Raw genomic sequence first — 19,458 nt, forward strand, 5'->3', positions numbered from 1 at the left:
TGGACGATCAGAACGATTAGTAAGCAAAATAGCAAAAATATAGTTAATTGTACATTTCTATTTCGATTCCGATTCAAAGACTTTGCTCCCTTCTAGAATCTCTACAGGGAAATCATGTACATGTACAAACTTACATTTGTTTTTTATATAAATATTTTTATATAGGTGGAAATATTCCTTCAAGAACGAACCTTGTATTTGACCTTCAGTACTGAGAAAAAAACTCCCAAAAGGAACGGTAGTATATATACCGATCATTTGTGTATTCTATTAAAATTGAAGTTTTGAAATTGTACTTAGTAGATGAAACTTGTTTGAGCGTTTCACGTATATACATGTAAAGATTTTTTGAAATTGGAGTGGAATTGTTTTGATAAATGGTGAATCAGTAGATTATTTAAAAGAAGAATTGAAAAAGATTGAAGCTTGGGAAAACGAACAGAAGGATTTATGGTTTTGGGAAAAAATTGGTCGTTTGCCCTTCATGCTGCTGGATAAACTAACCCCAAAATTCATTCAGGATAAAATCGGAGTGGCCATCGATGAAATAGGGAACTACATTCAGACAGGCGGGCAATATTTAATTAAGGAAGAAAATATATTGAAGAAATTTGCCCCAGATTCGCCATCCGATGAACTTAAAATTGAGTTACTCGAACAGGTTCCGATTAGTAAAATGGATGAAATTGCAGAAGAGCTAAGAAGTTCCAGAACGAAAATGGCCACGGTGCAAGGAGCAACAACTGGTATCGGCGGACTTTTTACGCTGGCGATTGATATTCCCGTTTTATTAGGATTATCACTCAAAGTCCTGCAAGAAATCTCTATCTGTTATGGATATGACCCAAAAGAAAAATCGGAAAGAATTTTTATCGTGAAGTGTCTCCAATTTACTTCTTCGGATATTGTTGGGAAAAAGGCTATTTTAGAGGAGCTTTCTTCCTTTAGACAAGGTGGGCAAAACCAACAAATGATCTCGCAATTGCAGGGATGGCGAGAGGTCGTAACAACTTACCGTGATTCTTTTGGATGGAAAAAGTTATTTCAAATGATTCCGATTGCAGGAATGATTTTTGGTGCGTTTATTAATCGCTCTTCCATTAATGATGTTGCCGAAGCAGGAAAAATGTTATTCCGAAAACGGAGAATCTTGGAGAGACTTTATGACAACGACCAGGGAAAACTCGATTAGTAGTGTTCCGAAATAAACAAGAGTGCCAGGCACCATCCAATGTATTGGACAGTTCCTGGCACTTCCTATTATATTAACCTACTACTTCTTCATCATTTTTTATCCAGTAACTTCTTCTATTATGGAACTTCCCTCAGCATTTTCTGTATCAAGCCATTTCCACTTTTCATATAGTCTAATTCTTCCATCAGGCAAGATATTCGGAGTAGATATACATTTCCCTCCTCTAATTTCATCCTTTGAATTCACATGATTGTATCTGAATTCTAAGCAGCCATCTTCCCTGACCAGCCCAATTAAAGTCCCCTGTATAATTTCTCCCCCACTGTAGGTTGCTGAGATTATTTTTCCTGCCTGTTTATATACAAAGACTGTTTGTGAAGAAACCTCCCCATTTTCAGTATTTTCAATTGAAACAAACTTACGGCCGTTATAATCTATCATGATTACCTCACTCCTCCTTTGATATTTTTAATCATACCATTTATTTCCTAGACCTACCCCTAAATTAAAAAAAATTGAGCTGCAGGAGCAGCTCAATTTTCACATTGTTATCAGTATCATGACTCCAATAAAAACAGCCAAAGCACTACTTTGAATAAGAATATTCTTAGCTATCCACCACGGAAGCAGTTTCATCAGTATTGCCAAAAGAAGACCATCAAAACCTTGACCTGACGAAGTCAATTTGGACTTTTTATGTTGTTCTTTTGTGTATTTAAAAATAGAACCGTATAATCCTATTAAACCAAATATCATTAATCCGAATGATAACAAATAGTACATGACATCTACACCTTGTATCTAAGTTCATTTACTTTTCCCTAATCGACTAGTTCTTATTCTTCCTTTCTGTACTCTCCCCTCTTTACTATCAAATCCTTTGAGTTTTGCTGTATTCTCCATCAAAACTACCCCTTTCTTCTATCTTTTAACGAATTACTATTTTAATTTAAATTAACCTTCAACTTAACTCAACTTATTGTAAATCTTGAAAATTATCAATAAATCAAGCGCATTTTGAAGATCCATTTTCTTCCATTTTATGATTTCCAATGAAATCCACTCTCCCCTTTTACTACTATACTAATCTCCTGTTTTTATTTTTGACTAGACTGAAAACGAATAGGCGGCACTTGAATTGTCTGAAAATGGTTGATTTGTGTTAAGCTAATAGGTGAAATGGGGGAATTGCATGCAAAAACGTTACCTTTTTGCTTTATATAGCTTCATTTTTATTTTACTCTTAAGTGGCTGCGGCCAAGAACACCATGAATCAAAAGATTTGGCGCAAAGGAAAGAAAACATTGTAGAAAAGACTGTTCCAATGGAAAACGGTGAAACACCTGAAGAAGGTAAAGTAGCACCCTCCGATTTATCAGGACTGAAAGCTCACTTCATTGACGTCGGTCAAGGTGATTCCACATTGTTTCAGTTTTCTGAGGGTGGTGAAGACTTTACGATACTCATTGACGCTGGCAACTGGACTGGTGATGAGGTCATCCAATATCTCAGGTCACAGAAGGTATCACAAGTTGATATTGCGGTTGGAACACATCCAGACGCCGATCATATTGGGCAGTTAGATCAGGTGATTAACTCCTTTAATGTTGGTGAGGTCTGGTTATCAGGGAATACCAATCCCTCTCAAACGTTTCAAAGACTGTTAAAAGCGATTGATGAGAAAAAAGTGGACTATTATGAGCCAAGAATGGGAGAACAGTTTGATGTTGGTCCGCTCCACATTGATGTCTTATACCCTAAAACGATTAGTGAACAGGATAATGAAGAGTCGATTTCGTTAAAACTAACCTATGGTGACGTCAAATTTATTTTAACAGGAGACGCGACCACTGATGATGAGTTAAAAATGCTTCAAAGTGGTATCGATGTTAAAGCTGACATTCTAAAGCTTGGTCATCATGGGTCTTCTACATCGACGCACTCATCTTTTTTGCGGGCAGTGAATCCGGCTGTGGCAATTTACAGTGCCGGCTTGAACAACACATACGGTCATCCCCATGAAGAAGTGGTTAATCTTGTTCAAAATTCAAATATCCAGCTCTATGGGACAGATGTTCATGGGACGGTAATTGTAGAAACAGACGGAAAAGATTATACAATCCTGACGAAAAAAGACGGGACCATAACACCCTCTAGCAGCGGAAAAGCAACTCATGATGAGGTAAAAGTGGAACCTACTCCGATTGCTGGCAATTGTATTGACATTAATACGGCATCCATCGAACAGCTCCAGGAAATCATGCATATCGGACCAGCCCGTGCACAAGATTTAATTAACTTACGGCCGTTTTCCTCAGTGGATGATTTAGGAAGAATAAAAGGAATTGGTCCAGCAAGGATTGCAGATATAAAATCGCAAGGACTTGCTTGCGTAGGAGGTTAGGATGATTAAGGGCTACTTAGACAGAATCGAAGACAAACAATTTGCTGTTATTTTAGCAGAGGAGATCAAAAAAGAATTTATTATTCCAGTCAAGGACTTGCCGGCAGGAAGCAAGGAAAAGTCCTATTTTGAGATTACGATCGAAAACGATAAAATTATATCAATGAAATTGGACGAGCAAACTACTCAGACAGAACAGGAGAAAGTGGATGATTTGATGGCAAAGCTTCGTTCTAGGAGTAAAGGCAGCAAGTTTAAAAAGAACTAGATAAGCGCAAACAAATTTATAAAAAATGGAAAACTCCCATGATTCACAAGGGAGTTTTCCTTATTTTCACCATTAGCTTCTATCTAATGGATTAATCAAACCTCACTGTATCTACTCCATCCACAATATCCTCTAGCTCCGTAAGAAAATTTAGTTGAACAGGAGCTGGAATTTGTTCCATCCACTTTTTTATTTCAGGTAATTCCTCAGCCTCTTCTATATCTTTTGGCTTTGGATCAAGTGTCGTCCACCATTTCTTTAATTCGTCGATAAATTCATAAAAGTAGCGTTCAAATCTTTCTGCCCATTCTGCCCCTTCCTCATCCGATGTTTTTTGCATCATACTCCAGGCTTCCATTGCAGTTTCGAAGTACTCATCAATCTTCTTCATGTCCGACTCCTTTCTACATCTTGTTAAATTCTATATTCTCTCATTGTAACAGTCGATGCTATCTTTACACACGCTGCAAATCCTGAATTAAAAAATAATAAAATATAGATACATCTTGGTACATGAATTAATTAAAAACTAATCATAGAAATTAATCCTTTTCTGCTTTAAAATAATATAGAGAATTATTAAAAAATTGAGGTGAGTCATCATTTTTGAATTATCCTACATCGAATGGTTTGTCGTTATTTTAAGCACAGTGTTTATTGGTTTTACAAAAACCGGAGTATCCAGCATGGGTATCCTTGTTGCCACGATTCTTATGTACGTATTTCCAGCAAAAGAATCTATAGGAATTTTGCTGCCAATGTTAGTCGTGGGCGACCTTTTTGCAGTTATTTTTTATCGTCGAAGTGTGGTCTGGAAATATCTTATTTCATTGATTCCTTGGGTATTGATTGGAATTGTTATCGGTTATTTTGTCCTTAATCAAATAAACAGCGATCAGTTAAAACCACTGATTGGTGTCATCGTATTAGCACTCATTATTTTGCATATCAGTCGAGAACGCTTTGGAGAAAAATTTACTAAGGCTCTACCAAAGTCATTGTGGTTTACCCTCTCCATGGGAATCTTAGCCGGATTCACAACGATGATCGGAAATGCAGCAGGCGGAGTAATGGCCGTCTACTTATTAATGAAAGGATTGCCGAAAAAAGAGTTTGTTGGAACAGGTGCATGGTTCTTCATGTTCGTGAATTTGATTAAAGTACCTTTTTATATCAGTTTAGGTTTGATTACCTTTGATTCCATTACGTTTAATATGTGGTTGATTCCTACTATTTTAATAGGTGCGTTGATCGGAATAAAAGTGGTCCCTCTTATCCCGCAAAAAGCCTTCCAAACTCTTATTCTTGGATTTGCCTTAATCGGAGCTTTGAGACTTATATTAGTTTAATCGTTTAAAAAAGTAACCAATCCTGTTCGGTTGGTTACTTTTTTTCTAAGTATTTTTCCATTCATAAAGTATATCAGGTAAATCTTCTTCGTTTTCATACCCTCTACCAATGATAATAAATCCATGTTTTTCATAGAAGCGTTGTGCTTTCTTATTGACTTCAAATGTATATAGTATTAATCGCCCAGCTGATTGTTCTTTCGCTCTAGCTAATAAAGTTTGGCCAATACCGTTTCCTTGAAAGTCTATATGAATATAAAGCTGGCTTATTTCCCCTTCGTTATAAGCAATCATTCCGACTACCATCTCATCCATTAATACTAGATCTACTTGATATTGTTTTGCTAGGATTTGATTTAAAAAATCAACGTGGTTATCAAAGCTGTGTATTTCCTTCTGACCAAGTGCAGCTTCCTTACTATTCCGCCACATTTCAACTGTTTGTTTCGCATAGTTGGGTTGATACTTAATGATTTTTACTTTACTATCACTCACAACAACAACCCCTGCCTGGTTACTGGTAATAGTTCTTCACCATTTCACCCATAACCCAGTTCGTTCTGGCACCTGACATTCCGGTGCTTGGACACGCGCTACTTTCACTGGTTAGGTCTGAAACAATCGTTTCCACTAAGGGTTGATGAACATGCTGAGGCCGTTCGAAACTCCACTCTTCTGTTCCTTGTTCTGTGGTCAATCGTATTGGTTCGTTCCCAAAGGTGGAGAAGGTAATCTTCCCTTTGCTACCTATAATTTCATTTATATCCTCATTTTCAAAGGCAGTAAAACACCATTTCCCTACACCATGAACGCCAGATTCAAATAAAAATGTACCTGAAACAATATCTTCAGCCGAATAATAGCCTGCTTGGTTTGATGCAATTCCTTGAACAGACGTAATCGGCCCCAACAAGAAGTCGAAAATATCGAGAGTATGACTGGCTAAGTCAAAAAACAAACCTCCACCCGCCAATTCAGGTTGAACACGCCAAGACAGCTGCTCAGGTTGTTTACCCGCTTCAAAATCCATTTGATACTGCGTGGCAGATACAAACCGAACCTCGCCGATTGCCCCATTTTCTAACAATTCTTTTATTTTTAAAAATCGAGCTTGTGCTCTGCGATAATATGCCACATATAATGGAATTCCTGCTTTTTCACATGCAGCAATCATTTCTTGGCATTCCGCGTAATTGCGTGCCATCGGTTTTTCTACATAAACAGGTTTCCCTGCCCTAGCTGCCTTTAGGGTATACTCCTTATGTGAACCAGGAGGTGTAGCAATATAGATAGCATTTACATCTGGATCGTTTATGAGTTGGTCTGCATCGTCATACCATTTGGGAACTTGATGGCGTTCCGCATAGTCCTTCGCAAGTTCCCCTGTTCTCCGCATTACCGCAACAAGCTCTGAATTGTTAACTTTTTGAAATGCCGGACCGCTTTTTACTTCTGTTACATCCCCGCAGCCGATGATGCCCCAACGAACTTTATCCAACTTCATGATGTTCCCCCTTCCACGAAACTACTCTACTTCTCTATAAATGTTAACTTCTGTGCTTTCTCGTAGTTTCCTAAGCTTAGGGACAATTCTGTTAACATGTTCCGTTTTATTGTGTTGATTCAAAGCCTCTTCATCCACCCATTCTTCAAGCATAGTAATGATAGATGGATCATTAATATCTTGATGAAGAGCATATGTAATGCACCCTTCTTCTTTTCTTGTTTCTGCCACTAATTCCCTAGCATCACGTAAATATTCTTCTACCTTTACATCTGGTTTCAATTTGCATTTTGCCACTACTTTTATCATTTCATTTCCCCCTCTCGTTTTTTAAAAAAACTTTCATATCCTATTTTGAACAATTTTCTCACAATTAACAACTTCTTTCACTAAAAAAGGAAAACAGTGGATTTGTTTTACATCCACTGCTCCTTTTTCTTGCATTCTATTTTTCAAGGTTAACTTAATTTTTTTTGTATATTCATATATTGATTTTTTGTTGCCTTGTAGGACTGATGAGTATAATATACTTTTGCAGATGCATGTTGATCACATAGCGAGCATTTAATTTTATAGGGAGCTTTTCTAATATGGGGAATATCTAATACCGTTAATACTTCTTTCATATGCGTGTGACAGACCCACATGGTTCTCACCTCAATTGATATGTTCGAGTTTTATTATATCCTTACTTATTTGTAGCCACTTCTTGCTTTAGTTTATCTGGTTTTCTCATTTTTACTTGTTTGGTAATTTCATCATCCCATGAGATTTCAATATCTCCATTTGTAACAAAGGTCTGGCATCCTAAGCGATATCCTTTCTCCAGCCATTCCTCTCCCAATTTCCTTCTTTCCTGAATTTTAACATTGTCAAGGAATTCAGCCCCTTCTTCCGCCTTAAAGACGCAAGTGCCGCAAATTCCTCCTCCACATCGATTCGGAAGATCACCATCATAACGAAGTGACATTCTTAATATATTCGAATCCTCTGGAACTTCTAAGTTTTTATTACTATTAATAAATCGAATTTGTGGCATGCTATGAATTCCTCCTTTAAATGTTCTTCTTGGTATACAATATACCATATTTTCAATTATCAGACAATGCGTAAATTTAAAATATTCTAATTATTTATTTCGTATTTTTAATGAATCTATTAAAAAAGCTAAAAATAAAACAGGCGCATAAAAATTAGCTGCCTGCCTTAACTTTTATTCGTTAGAAGTTTCTGTTGAATACTGTCCATATACGTAATATATGCTTTTTTAGAGTTTTCAATATGAATCCTCATCAAGTATTCAGCCATTTCTGTTTCTTGATTACGTAATGCCTTCATAATATCTATATGTTCCCTTAAAGATACTTTCCTTCTTCCTGCTGTCTCATAGCCCATATTCGCAGCCATATGGATATAATCGATTAATCCTGAAAGAATTTCTAGTAATTTAGGACTCTTTGATGCTTTGTTTATTAAATGATTCATTTTTATATGTTCAAAATTAAAATTTTCTTCTTCATTCTCTTCTATTTCTATCAATTCTTTTATTTTTTCATCCAATTCATTTTTGGTTTCTTGATCCATTCTTTGGGATGCTAATTTGACTGCTAGGACCTCCAATGAAGCAAGAATCGTAAAAACTTCAGTAACCTCATTTACCGAGATATCAGAGAGTACAACGCCTTTTCTCGGTACCGTTTTCACAAAGCCTTGTGACTCTAGACGGAACAATGCCTCCCTTATCGGTGTTCGGCTTATTTTTAGTTTCGCTGCAAGCTCTCTCTCAATTAGACGATCTCCAGCCTTAAACTCACCTTCTAATATCATCTTTTTTAAATATAGATAAGCATGTTCTCTAATCGATAAAAGATTATTTTCCTCCCATATGACTTCCATTTATACCACCTGCTAAGTTAATTTGTTTATAGATCATTTCATGAATTCCACGATTAAGATAAAAAGATACCGCCGTATAGTAAGGCACCAATGATTACAAAAGATGGATGAACTTTCAGCTTGCTTAAGGTCAAAAAGCTGAGCACAGTTAGTAGCACAAGGTGAAATAATCCGCTATTTTCGAAGGCTGTTAAAAAGAATTGGTAAGCCATCACAGCAAGCAAGATCGCGAGAATCGGCTGTACAGACTTAGTCATTAGTTTAACTTTGGGTGAATTCTTAAATGAGTTTACAAACTTAAACAACAAAATAACTGCAATAGCTGATGGAAGTATCGTAGCAGCAAGTGAGACAATGGATCCAAGAACGCCACCCACGTCATACCCGATAAATCCTGCCATCTTCGTCGCAATTGGACCAGGTAAGGCATTGGCGATGGCTAACAGGTCCCCGAACTCTGATAGTGTCATCCAGTCTCTTTCATTGACTACTTCGATTTGTATTAATGGGATGGTTGCGGGTCCTCCTCCGTACCCCAACAAATTAGCAATAAAAAATGACCAAAATATTTCTAAATATATCATGAGCTTTTCTCCTTTAGTTCGATCACATCTTTTTGAGGAGTTTTTGCTGCCTTTTCTTTCCGGCTAGCAATAAAAAAGGCAGAAATTAAAAATGTGGCGATTAAGATTCCTGGGTGAAGTCCGACCAATTGAATAAGGATAAATGAAATGGCAGAGAACAAAATCATCTTCGACAGACCCAAACCTTTTTTACCATTTTGGAAAAATCGATAAGCCATTTCCGTCAGCATAAACCCTATAACAGGCGTAACCCCTTGAACCATACCGTCTACAATAGGTGAATGACTAAAAGAATAGAGAACACCTAATAAACCAAGCATGGCAATGACGGATGGAAGAACGTGTGTCAGAATGGCAACCATAGCCCCTAAGTTCCCTTTGACTTTATAACCGATATAGGCAGCCATTTTTGTAGCAATGGGACCTGGGAGCGTATTGGCTAGCGCTAAAACCTCACCAAACTCTTCTTCTGACATCCATTTATATTTTTTCACAGCCTCGAATTCGATTAACGGGATTGTAGAAGGTCCCCCGCCATAGCCTGTAACTCCTGTGCGCGCAAATCCAATGGCTAATTCCAAATATTTATTCAATTGATTCTCTCCATCCTTCCTTTGTAGCTAGCCTTTGAAGTGATAAGCCTATAAGGGACCCCTATAGTTCCTAAAATTACAAGGGATGAGGTCCCTGTTTAGTTAAATTTTAATATCCGCTTGTGTTACTACTGAAAGGCCATCACTTTCTACTTGCTTTTGCAAAGCCTCGAGAGCTGCAGTTCCAACAGCAATATCCTGCTCTCCGTTTCCCCCGCTTACGCCTACTCCGCCAATCACTTCCCCATTCACAACAATTGGGAATCCCCCAACAAAAATGGCAAATTTCCCAGGCAGCATCTGTTGAATCCCAAATGCTTCGTTTCCAGGTAACGCAGGACCGTTCGGCTCTTTATTAAATAGGTGAGTGGATCGTTTATGACCAGAAGCAGTATATGCTTTAGCAATCGCAATTTCAGGTCCGGTAATTCTTGCTCCATTCATTCTTTCAAGAGCAATTAAATTCCCTCCATCATCAACAATGGCAATGGTTTCAAATACATTGATTTCTTCTGATTTTTTCTTAGCTGCTTCAATCATTAATTTTGCTTCTTCTAATTCTAATTTCAATATTGTTTTCATTTATTCTCCTCAAACTTTCTATTTTAATATCCGATATAAACGGTCTTTAATTGTGTAAAAAATTCCAAACCAACCCGGCCGGATTCACGGAATGTAGATGTACTTGAATTTTTCAGCCCGCCAAAGGGTGCATTCATTAAATTACCAGTAGTGGTTCGATTGACCTTTACGGTTCCGGCATGAATATCTTTTGTAAATTTATTAGCAATCTTCAGACTGTCAGTAACAATCGCTGCTGCTAAACCATATTCAACATCATTTGCAACCTGAATGGCCTCTTCATATGTATCTACTTCAATGACAGCCACGACAGGACCAAAGATTTCTTCTTTTGCAATACGATGATCAGGTTTTACATTAATAAAGATCGCTGGCTGAACATAATAACCTTGTTTAAAATGATCATTTGTTAGTTGTTCACCGCCGAAAACTAATGAAGCACCATCTTCTTTCCCATACTCAATGTACTTTAAGACATTTTTCAATTGCTTTTCATTTGCCAGAGGCCCTATTTTCACGCCCTCTTCAAAGCCGTTACCTATTTTTAACTTACTAGTTTTGTCAACTAGTTTTTGGACAAATTGCTCTTTTACACTTTTTAATACAATCACCCGGCTTGTTCCCGTGCATGCCTGACCAGTTAAAGAGAAACCACCGTTAACTGTTAGTGTAGCGGCTAATTCAATATCTGCATCATCCATGACGATTAAAGGATTTTTTCCGCCTAGCTCCATTTGTGTTCGAGTTGTAAATGAGGATTTTTTGTGAATATCTTCTCCTGCAGCAGTCGAACCTGTAAATGTAATAGCCTTAATGGCTGGATGGGTAACCAAAGAATCGCCTACTTCTGAAGCTTTTCCAGTCACGAAATTGATGACCCCTTTTGGTATACCAGCTTGATGTAATGCTTCAACAAGACGTAATGCAATTAATGGTGTATCGGAAGAAGGCTTGAAAACTACTGTGTTACCTGTGATTAATGCTGGTGCAATCTTTCTTGCAGGAATGGAAAGCGGAAAGTTCCATGGTGTAATGACACTGACAACCCCAAGGGGTTCTCTTTCTGAGGAAACCTTCATATCTGGATCATCATTCGGATAAGTTTCTCCAGTAATTGTCTGACCTTCTACGGCATAAAATCGAAGAGTTTGTGCAGACCTAATCACTTCATTCTTAGCGTCTGTAACATGCTTTCCTTCTTCCCTTGTCAACTCTTCTGCGTATTGATCAGCATTTTCCACCAGTATGCTTGCTGCTTTATTTAAGATCGCTGCACGTTTTGAAGGAGATGTCTTTGCCCAATTTGAGAAAGCAGCCTGGGCTGCTGCAATGGCTGCCAGGATATCTGGTTCAGTGGAAGCTTGGAAGGCGCCAACAATATCTTCTGTATTCGCAGGATTAACACTTAAAAACTGCTTTTTGCTTACTGATTCCTGCCACTCACCATTTATATAGTTATTGAACATTTTCACTTTTGTTGTTAACAAAGTATCACCTATTTTCTTTATTAATAGAAAATGGCCGTCAATTAAAACCTCGATACTACAAGATTATTATGACGGCCAGGAAAGATAGATTCTTTAAAGGACATTTATCCTTTGGAAATCCAATCTATTTGTATGAAACTAAGTATTTTAGTTGGTTTGAACTAAAGACCCTAAGTCTTGCTCAAGATACTCTCTCCATAAACCATCCATGTACATGCGGCGCATTTTAGCACCAACTCTAACGATTTCGAGGCAGCGCTGTTGTAATTCTGGAGTATCAGCGTGGTCAAGAACAATCTTATATCCACGTTCACCATGAATTTCATCTGAAACAATGTGTAAGTCGAAGAATTCAATTTCTTCATCTGTAAATCCGTATTGAGCACGTAATGCTGGTGTTTGCTTTCTATAGATATCAGGTACTTGAGATTCTAACCCCACTACTAAAGCAGCTGTTGCAACAACGAAGTGTTCACGTGCAGCTACTGCGAAGCACCAGCTTTGAAGACCTAAAGTTGTCGGTGCCATATTATCTGGGTTAATGACTCGTTCAGCAGTCGTGCCACATGCTTCAGCAAAACGAATCAATAAATCTGTATGACGATCTGCTGCAATTTCCTCTTCATACATGTTTTGTAATGTAAAGTCTTTAGCAGCTGCAAATTTCGGATCGCTTGGAGTATTGTGATAGATATACGCTAGGTAATCTGCGAAAGGTCCTACGTAGTGGTAGTGATTTTCTGCCCATCTAGCAAAGTGTTTTCTTTCAAGTTTTCCTTCAGCCCAAGCGACTGTAAATGGAGCCTTCTGGCTATGATTACCTTTAATTGCTTCTTCTAATTCTTTACGAAATTCGTCTTTTGATAATAATTCTGTCATATTTACTCCTCCTGTTTCCTGGGCATCTTTTGCCTTTTTGTATTTGATATTTTGTATACCAAATTACTTTAAAAAAATATAGATTGTAATGAAATCACTCTCTATAGAACTTAACTTTTGTATTTGGTATACCTTAATAAAATATTAACCTATTATTTTTTATTTGTAAACAAAATTTTTAGAATTTTTTAAACTATCAATCAACTAATTGATTAAAAGTATGTTTTTATATATAAACATCCATATTCAGATTTAATAGATTGTTGATTTCCTTAGAGAGATTCTCCAAGGCTTCCTCCACGATCTGCTGACCCAATTCCCAACTTGCTTTTGTGGCATCACCAATACAACCATTTTGGGTCATTTCTTCATAAAAATAAAAACCTTGTATAGCCTTTCCAGGTCTTAGCTGCTTCCATCTTCCATTTTCTTGAATATCTCCTTTCTCAAGTTGATCAAGCCTAACAAGCTCTGGAGCTAAATACAATGCTTCTGAAACTTCTCTTTCACAACTGTGCCCAAACAAAGGGGATGTGATGAGACTTCCAATTGTTTTTTTAGCCGATGCGGTGGTTTTCGCATAGTAAATGTCTACATTCAATTCCCTTGTCAGGGTCATTGATGCAACATTTAAGGTAGTTTGATTACCACCATGTGAATTTAGCAATAAAAATTGCTTGATTCCATGATGACTTAGGGACGAGATCATATCCCTTAGAATTGCAATCAATGTATTAGGCTCCAGCGAAATGGTTCCAGGAAAGTTCAAATGGTGTGGCGAAACTCCCATATTTATGGCTGGAGTAACCCACGCATACGGAAACATTTTTTGACCAAGCTTTTCGGCCATCCTTTCAGCTAATACAGCATCACAGCTTTCTGCCATATGAGGACCATGTTGTTCATGGGCTCCAATGGGAATAATCGCAAACTTAACAGTCTTTAAGGATTCATCTACTTCCTGCCACGTCATTTTTGTTAGGTTATAACAATCCAATTAAATCCCCTCACAATAACTTTATTCCATTAGGTTTTTTGTATACCAACTAATTGTATAAAAATGATCTGCTATATTTGTGTAGCAGATTGCTTCTTTGGCGGCTGAATCGAAATGTTTTCTTGAGAAATTTCTATATCTTGTTCAATGGTTAATTGGCAGGTTAAGCGATAGCCTTCCTCTACCCTGTCACCTAACATTTTAATTTCTTTCCAATTCGGTGGTGCGATGGATTCTCCACCACTGATCACGCGGCAAGTACACTTCGTACATCGTCCCATTCCACAACCATACTTTAATTGAGGAAATTGTCGTATACCTGCTAAAACTACTAGATTCGCATTATCCTTTACTTGCTGTTCGACAACAGTTCCATCGACATGAAGAATTACCTTTGGCATAACATATCCCCTTTCGATATAGAGCAGTATTTTAATACTTTTCTGAATTATACAATCATTTTACATAGAAAGAAAAGAAGTTTTTATAATTTTTTAAAAAATTAAAATTTAGGATTGAACAAATTGACAACTTGAGATAAACTACTCATAAGGTATTTGGTATACAATATATCAAAGTTGAGAGGTGATGATTTCAACTATTTATTCCTACGATTCTAATACTATTAAATCGAATAATAAAAGGGAGTGTTGTAAATGGGTAACTATATTGTTTTGACGAATAAAGATACGTTTCAAACCATCCTTGAAAACGAAGGGTTACAGGTAGTTGAAACATATGACTTTTATTTCTTTGAAAAATTAAAAGCCAAATACACCATTGCAAAAGTGATTGATGAAAATATTAAGATTCAATTATTTGAAGAATATGAAGGTAAAGAATATGTAAACCACATTGCTGTGAAGTTCTTCGAAAGATTTGAAACAATTGAAGCTGCACGAGAAGAATTAAATGAAATTGTAAAAGCCTCAGGGAATAGTGAAGATTCCATTCATTCAAAGCTGGTAAAAACAGCAGAAGCAGTGTTATAAGCTAAACGAATTTCATACATTGATCATGTAAAAACCGGAGCATACCCCTATCACTTCCGGTTTTTATTTTGCTTATTTTTCACTACAACAAAAACCGCCACTACGCGAGTGACGGTTCTTTTTATTGATATGGGAAAGTTAAAAATTTAATGTTTTTCTAAGCCGTGCTAACTTCTTTTCAGCTTTTTCCAAAGCTTTCTTTGAGCCAAATAGAAAATTAAACATCCCCATTACCTCCTAGTTTTTCTGTTCCTTCTTACTCATATTGTATTATCGTATTGAGAAAATTACAACATAATTGTATACTAAATACCAATGTTTTATTGTATAATATGTATAAATGGTGAACAAATCATTGATTTGGTATACCAAGATAGTATAGATTACAAGATTAGTAAATGGAACAAATACTAAAAAGCAGGGTGTTGCTATGTTAAGATTTTTATTATTACTAGTTATTTTTATGTATTTATTATCTACTTTGTTACCTCAACTTGATTTTAGCGTCCTGCTATCGATTCTATGTTTTATTATTGTATTATCTACATTTATCCTAGCTAAACGCTCTGTTAAACTACTGGGCAGCACTTTTCTGCTCCTTGGTGTGTTGCTGCTTTGGAAAAGTGGATCACATTGGCACCATTACATATTATCTTTTGGACCCATGCTAGACTTGATTACTTTGTTTACATTGGTTCCTATATTAGGTATTCCCATCAAATTAGGCGGATATAGCGGTGGCATACAAACAATTATTCAAAAAAGGATAAATAATTCTGGTCAGTTGTATATGATCACTTCAGGTATTTCCTATTTCTTTAGTATTTTTATGAATCTTGCAACGTTGCCAATGGCATATTACTCCATTCGTCCAGCATTGAACCTGTTTTCAGTCGAGAATAAAGAACGGTTCATGAGTAGAGCGATTACCAGAGGTTTTGCGATGCCATTATTGTGGGCTCCTGTTACACCTATTGTCGGGATAGTTATTTCTGTAACCGACGTAAGCTGGATATCGATTTTACCTTTTGTTGTACCACTAAGCATTTTAGGCTTAGGGATGGATTGGTTCATTGGAGCGCGCAAATCAAAAAAAATGCTTCCTTCTATTCAAGACATTACTGCTCACGAAACTGCAGCAACGATTGAACCCGGTCAAATCAATTCACCTAGGAGAATCTTACAAATCTTCTTGGCAATCATTATTTTTATTACAGCCATTTCCTTAGCTGAGTCAATGTTTCATTATTCCTTTTTAATCCTAGTTTCATTAATTGTGATTCCATTTGCATTTACTTGGTCTCTATTCCTAAAAAAAGGAAAAGATTTTGGCAATCAATTACTAAAGCATTTTCAAGCCTTTTCTATCACTATGAAAGATCAATTTTTTATTTTTCTATCAGCTGGATTTTTTATATCGACGATCAATATCTCCCATACCGATGTATGGTTAAATGACTGGATAATGAAATTTATTCAGGTGGCTGGTGTGGAAATCTTTATGATCTTACTTCCCTTGGTACCTTTAGCTTTTGCCTTTTTAGGTCTTCATCCTGCCGTTTCCCTAGCACTTATGACAGGAGGATTGGATATATCTGAACTAGGACTTAATCCACACATTCTAACAGTAGCTATGTTGGCTGGAGCGGTATCTTCCTTCCTAGTAGGTCCTTATAATGCCACATTAGGTCTGATGTCAAATCTAGTGAAAGATACATCTTATAAAGTATCAAATTGGAATACTTCTTTTGCGACAATATATATCGGCATTGTTATGCTTTACCTCTTTCTTTTGCAAGTATTTACTGTCTAACATGGACTATAAAATATGGAAAACCAGGAACTGGGAAAGCAGATCCTGGTTTTTTCGATTCATTTATTCTTTTTCTGACTGAATTTCTTTTATTATTTCCTTTGCAAAGTGACCCAGGGTCCCGTTACTATAGGACCGGATTACCTCAGGTGCAAGGGATGTTAACGCTCTTTTAAGATATTCTGGTGATAATCCTCTTTTTGTATATTCAGACTCCAAATCTATCGCTGTTTTTAATGCGAAATAAGTCGCTAATTTATTTACCTCTGTTAAACAATTCTCACTATCTATTATTACCTTTCCAAGAAACTGAAAAATTTCCGCTATTTTATTAGGTAGAGAAGCTTCTGTTATAAATAGGCCATTTCCATGTTCCAATAAGTCTCTTCCATGACCCATATACTTCACACCATGAACGTTTAAGGATGGAAATTTGCTTTTAACTTCGTTAGTATGGAGGTTTGTAGCCATATTGATAATATCAGGTGACTGCTGTAAATTGCTATGAATCTTTAAACTTGAAATAAATGGGATAACCTCTATAGCCGGCAGTGCTAGAATTAGGACATCTACTTCCGTTCGTTCGCTTTCCATCAAGATATAACCATGTTGAAAATTTTGAACAAATTGTTCTGCTTTTGATTTCACAGGGTGGTAAACCCCTATTGAGATTCCTTGTTTATCCCAATGAGTCATCATCGCCGTACCGAGTTTACCAATACCAATTAAACCTATCTTTTCTTGTTTCATCTTAATCCCCTCTCTTCAGGTCATATTATGTCTTCCATCTTTCCAAAATAACAATCTGTAATGAAAAAATAAAGCTATTCCAAAAAGCAGTTTTAAACTGACTTTTGGAATAGCCCGATATTAACTAGAAACTATAATAAAAAATAAATCAAAACCTATATTACCAAATTAATACTGCACAAATAGTTGCAATGACTAGCCCAGTTACCACCGGGAAGAAGTTCTTTCTGGCTAATTCTAATGGTGAGACTTGCAGGAAGCCGGCTACTGCTACAAGAGATGACCAGGCAATAAGTGTTCCTCCACCGCTCCAAACCGCACCCATCTGTCCAATAGCTGCCAAGGTACCAGGATCTATGTTACTACCAGGAGCAATCGCACCAGACAACGCACCTGTTAATGGAAGCCCAGCAAATCCAGATCCATCTAACCCTGTAATAATTCCAATTATCAAAATACTAAACGCTGCAATAGAAGGACTTTGCGGTATATAATTTTGGCCTGCTTGGATTAAGTCAAATAGAAATGCGGGTTTTGCAGCATCCTCACCTAAAGAAAGGATTGACGCAGAAAAATCACCACTACCCATAAAGAAGTAACCTGCAATGGGAATCACGGGAGCCATTGCACGAAATGCGAAAACAAAACCTTCGGTAAGATGCTCACTTATTTTTTCGAGTGCATGAATACGGTTGAAAGCAATAGTCGCCAATACTAATAGGATCGTCGCAACCCCGCCAATAAATGCTGCACCGTCTCCACCCTCAAACCCTGCTCCATTACCAATTTTGGTCTGGAACATAAAAATCATAACAGCCAACATCGCTAAAGGCACAATGATAGCAAATATTTTACCCCATTTATTTTTTATCTGGAGAATTTTAGCACTCTCTTCAATTGTTGCAGCAAGCTCCTGGTTCACTTCAAAGATTGCTTTTGCTTCATTATTTACGTCAGTTACAGATCCAGATTTTTTGGTAATTGCTTTTCGATGCGTTACATACACAATCGCTAAAGAACTTATACCGGTAATGAGAGAAAGAATGAATGCCTTGTCTGAAACTAAAGCTTTATCAATTCCTGCCGCTTTTGCACTAAGCATAGGCGCCACTTGCATAATATAATCTGATGAAAGTGCCATTCCCTGACCTGCGATACAAATTACCATTGCTGATGTCATGACGGGTAATCCCGCACTCACTGCAGCTGGAACTAACAAAGCACAAATGAGTGGAACAGCTGGCGTTGGCCAGAAAAAGAGGGAAATTACATAGGTTGTGACCATTAATACGAGATAAGAAATATGACCGTTTACCATTATTTTTTGGATAGGTACGACCATCTTTTTATCCGCCCCTAGATCCTTTAAAGAATTAAGGAGGCCTATCATAATAGATATAATTAAGAAAATACTGAATAGCTCTTTAGCTGCAACGAGATTTGCGTTAAAGACAGCTTGAAACCCCGCTATAAAACTCCCTTTATAAACTGCAGCTATTACAAATGTACCAATAATAAGAGGTAAAACAATACCTTTTCTAAAGAGCATGATAACAATAACGGCTACAGTGACAAATAGATATACCCAATGAGCTAATGTTAATTCCATATTTCCCCTCCGGCTCTCAACATTGTTTAGATCTAGGTTCCTTTTTGAACAACAAGTTATCTTAGCTTTACAAAGTAGCTGAGGTATTTTATGCATGCTAATTATGTATTACCTCAATTACAATGGATTCATTAACTCTTGTCATATTGCAATAGTCGTATATTGCATATTGTAGATTGTATACCAAGATGAAATAAAAAATTTTTCAACTTTTTAAAAGAATAATAAGTCCCTACCAAAATCTGCTGTTGATTTCTCACGAAGGATCCTCAATAATTTAAGATAACGCTTTCATAATTTATTTAACCGGTAAGCCACCTCCTCATTTTCCCTAAACCCACCTTGTAAATCATAATAACATCATTAATGGTAACATGCAAACAATTTTAAATATTTTGATATTTTTGTATTTTTTAAATACTATATTGCTAATCTTAAAAGCTTTCGGTAAAATAGAGATAAAAACGGTATATCGTATACCAAATAATCCATGCAACATTTTTCAATTCTCCCTTCTATTCTGAAGTTTTACTCTCTATCTACCATTTATTACATT

23 protein-coding genes are annotated in these 19,458 nt (G+C 36.7%); 6 read left to right on the forward strand and 17 right to left on the reverse strand.

Going from position 1 to position 19,458, the window contains the following annotated elements; all coding sequences use genetic code 11:
• The first annotated feature begins 370 nt into the window (after window positions 1-370).
• On the forward strand, window positions 371-1,192 hold the full coding sequence (locus tag QFZ31_RS07745; protein ID WP_307302213.1) for an EcsC family protein: 822 nt from the start codon (window positions 371-373) through the stop codon (window positions 1,190-1,192).
• Between the two features lie 99 nt (window positions 1,193-1,291).
• On the opposite strand, the gene QFZ31_RS07750 is transcribed toward QFZ31_RS07745, so the two are convergent.
• Window positions 1,292-1,636: a n-acetylglutamate synthase gene (locus tag QFZ31_RS07750; protein ID WP_307302214.1), complete on the reverse strand. Its 345-nt coding sequence runs from the start codon at window positions 1,634-1,636 to the stop codon at window positions 1,292-1,294.
• A 99-nt stretch (window positions 1,637-1,735) separates the two neighbouring features.
• Window positions 1,736-1,978: a hypothetical protein gene (locus QFZ31_RS07755; RefSeq protein WP_307302215.1), complete on the reverse strand. Its 243-nt coding sequence runs from the start codon at window positions 1,976-1,978 to the stop codon at window positions 1,736-1,738.
• A 409-nt stretch (window positions 1,979-2,387) separates the two neighbouring features.
• On the opposite strand from QFZ31_RS07755, the gene QFZ31_RS07760 reads away from it, so the two are divergent.
• Complete coding sequence (locus QFZ31_RS07760; protein ID WP_307302216.1) at window positions 2,388-3,599, forward strand: MBL fold metallo-hydrolase; 1,212 nt, start codon at window positions 2,388-2,390, stop codon at window positions 3,597-3,599.
• A 1-nt stretch (window position 3,600) separates the two neighbouring features.
• Complete coding sequence (locus QFZ31_RS07765; RefSeq protein WP_307302219.1) at window positions 3,601-3,867, forward strand: DUF3006 domain-containing protein; 267 nt, start codon at window positions 3,601-3,603, stop codon at window positions 3,865-3,867.
• Window positions 3,868-3,958: 91 nt separating this feature from the next.
• Here QFZ31_RS07765 and QFZ31_RS07770 read toward each other — a convergent pair whose 3' ends face one another.
• Entirely contained in the window at window positions 3,959-4,258 is a 300-nt protein-coding gene (locus QFZ31_RS07770; RefSeq protein ID WP_307302221.1) for a hypothetical protein, read from the reverse strand.
• A gap of 259 nt (window positions 4,259-4,517) precedes the next feature.
• On the opposite strand from QFZ31_RS07770, the gene QFZ31_RS07775 reads away from it, so the two are divergent.
• On the forward strand, window positions 4,518-5,216 hold the full coding sequence (locus QFZ31_RS07775) for a sulfite exporter TauE/SafE family protein (protein WP_307302223.1): 699 nt from the start codon (window positions 4,518-4,520) through the stop codon (window positions 5,214-5,216).
• 45 nt (window positions 5,217-5,261) lie between these two features.
• On the opposite strand, the gene QFZ31_RS07780 is transcribed toward QFZ31_RS07775, so the two are convergent.
• The 12 genes from QFZ31_RS07780 to QFZ31_RS07835 all read right to left on the reverse strand — a co-directional run bounded on the left by QFZ31_RS07780 (window position 5,262) and on the right by QFZ31_RS07835 (window position 14,139).
• Complete coding sequence (locus tag QFZ31_RS07780; RefSeq protein ID WP_373459908.1) at window positions 5,262-5,648, reverse strand: GNAT family N-acetyltransferase; 387 nt, start codon at window positions 5,646-5,648, stop codon at window positions 5,262-5,264.
• An 82-nt stretch (window positions 5,649-5,730) separates the two neighbouring features.
• Window positions 5,731-6,720, reverse strand: coding sequence for a Gfo/Idh/MocA family protein (locus QFZ31_RS07785; protein WP_307302226.1), 990 nt, complete (start codon window positions 6,718-6,720; stop codon window positions 5,731-5,733).
• Between the two features lie 21 nt (window positions 6,721-6,741).
• Window positions 6,742-7,029 carry a putative quinol monooxygenase gene (locus QFZ31_RS07790; RefSeq protein ID WP_307302228.1) on the reverse strand — a complete coding sequence of 96 codons (288 nt, stop codon included), beginning with the start codon at window positions 7,027-7,029 and terminating at the stop codon, window positions 6,742-6,744.
• Between the two features lie 379 nt (window positions 7,030-7,408).
• Entirely contained in the window at window positions 7,409-7,759 is a 351-nt protein-coding gene (locus QFZ31_RS07795; RefSeq protein ID WP_307302230.1) for a 2Fe-2S iron-sulfur cluster-binding protein, read from the reverse strand.
• A 167-nt stretch (window positions 7,760-7,926) separates the two neighbouring features.
• Entirely contained in the window at window positions 7,927-8,616 is a 690-nt protein-coding gene (locus tag QFZ31_RS07800; protein ID WP_307302231.1) for a GntR family transcriptional regulator, read from the reverse strand.
• Between the two features lie 53 nt (window positions 8,617-8,669).
• Complete coding sequence (locus QFZ31_RS07805; RefSeq protein ID WP_307302232.1) at window positions 8,670-9,200, reverse strand: chromate transporter; 531 nt, start codon at window positions 9,198-9,200, stop codon at window positions 8,670-8,672.
• Complete coding sequence (locus tag QFZ31_RS07810; RefSeq protein ID WP_307302233.1) at window positions 9,197-9,793, reverse strand: chromate transporter; 597 nt, start codon at window positions 9,791-9,793, stop codon at window positions 9,197-9,199. Before QFZ31_RS07810 ends, QFZ31_RS07805 begins: the two co-directional genes overlap by 4 nt.
• Before the next feature lie 102 nt (window positions 9,794-9,895).
• Window positions 9,896-10,375: a GlcG/HbpS family heme-binding protein gene (locus QFZ31_RS07815; RefSeq protein WP_307302234.1), complete on the reverse strand. Its 480-nt coding sequence runs from the start codon at window positions 10,373-10,375 to the stop codon at window positions 9,896-9,898.
• 23 nt (window positions 10,376-10,398) lie between these two features.
• Complete coding sequence (locus QFZ31_RS07820; protein ID WP_307311427.1) at window positions 10,399-11,841, reverse strand: aldehyde dehydrogenase family protein; 1,443 nt, start codon at window positions 11,839-11,841, stop codon at window positions 10,399-10,401.
• A 168-nt stretch (window positions 11,842-12,009) separates the two neighbouring features.
• Window positions 12,010-12,741: a TenA family transcriptional regulator gene (locus QFZ31_RS07825; protein WP_221827065.1), complete on the reverse strand. Its 732-nt coding sequence runs from the start codon at window positions 12,739-12,741 to the stop codon at window positions 12,010-12,012.
• A gap of 226 nt (window positions 12,742-12,967) precedes the next feature.
• On the reverse strand, window positions 12,968-13,738 hold the full coding sequence (locus tag QFZ31_RS07830; protein ID WP_307302235.1) for a creatininase family protein: 771 nt from the start codon (window positions 13,736-13,738) through the stop codon (window positions 12,968-12,970).
• Between the two features lie 71 nt (window positions 13,739-13,809).
• Window positions 13,810-14,139, reverse strand: coding sequence for a 2Fe-2S iron-sulfur cluster-binding protein (locus QFZ31_RS07835; RefSeq protein ID WP_307302237.1), 330 nt, complete (start codon window positions 14,137-14,139; stop codon window positions 13,810-13,812).
• Window positions 14,140-14,394: 255 nt separating this feature from the next.
• Here QFZ31_RS07835 and QFZ31_RS07840 point away from each other — a divergent pair, with 255 nt between their 5' ends.
• On the forward strand, window positions 14,395-14,730 hold the full coding sequence (locus tag QFZ31_RS07840) for a hypothetical protein (RefSeq protein WP_307302238.1): 336 nt from the start codon (window positions 14,395-14,397) through the stop codon (window positions 14,728-14,730).
• A 430-nt stretch (window positions 14,731-15,160) separates the two neighbouring features.
• A complete protein-coding gene (locus tag QFZ31_RS07845; RefSeq protein ID WP_307302240.1) occupies window positions 15,161-16,543 on the forward strand; it encodes a hypothetical protein in 1,383 nt (460 codons plus the stop codon).
• A gap of 63 nt (window positions 16,544-16,606) precedes the next feature.
• Here the strand turns inward: QFZ31_RS07845 and QFZ31_RS07850 are convergent, their stop codons facing one another.
• Together QFZ31_RS07850 and QFZ31_RS07855 are read right to left on the reverse strand one after the other, a co-directional pair.
• On the reverse strand, window positions 16,607-17,293 hold the full coding sequence (locus QFZ31_RS07850) for an NAD(P)-binding domain-containing protein (protein WP_307302242.1): 687 nt from the start codon (window positions 17,291-17,293) through the stop codon (window positions 16,607-16,609).
• Window positions 17,294-17,453: 160 nt separating this feature from the next.
• Window positions 17,454-18,902, reverse strand: coding sequence for a hypothetical protein (locus QFZ31_RS07855; RefSeq protein WP_307302243.1), 1,449 nt, complete (start codon window positions 18,900-18,902; stop codon window positions 17,454-17,456).
• Window positions 18,903-19,458 lie beyond the last annotated feature (556 nt).

The organism is Neobacillus niacini (assembly GCF_030817595.1).
Taxonomy (GTDB): Bacteria; Bacillota; Bacilli; order Bacillales; family Cytobacillaceae; genus Neobacillus; species Neobacillus niacini_G.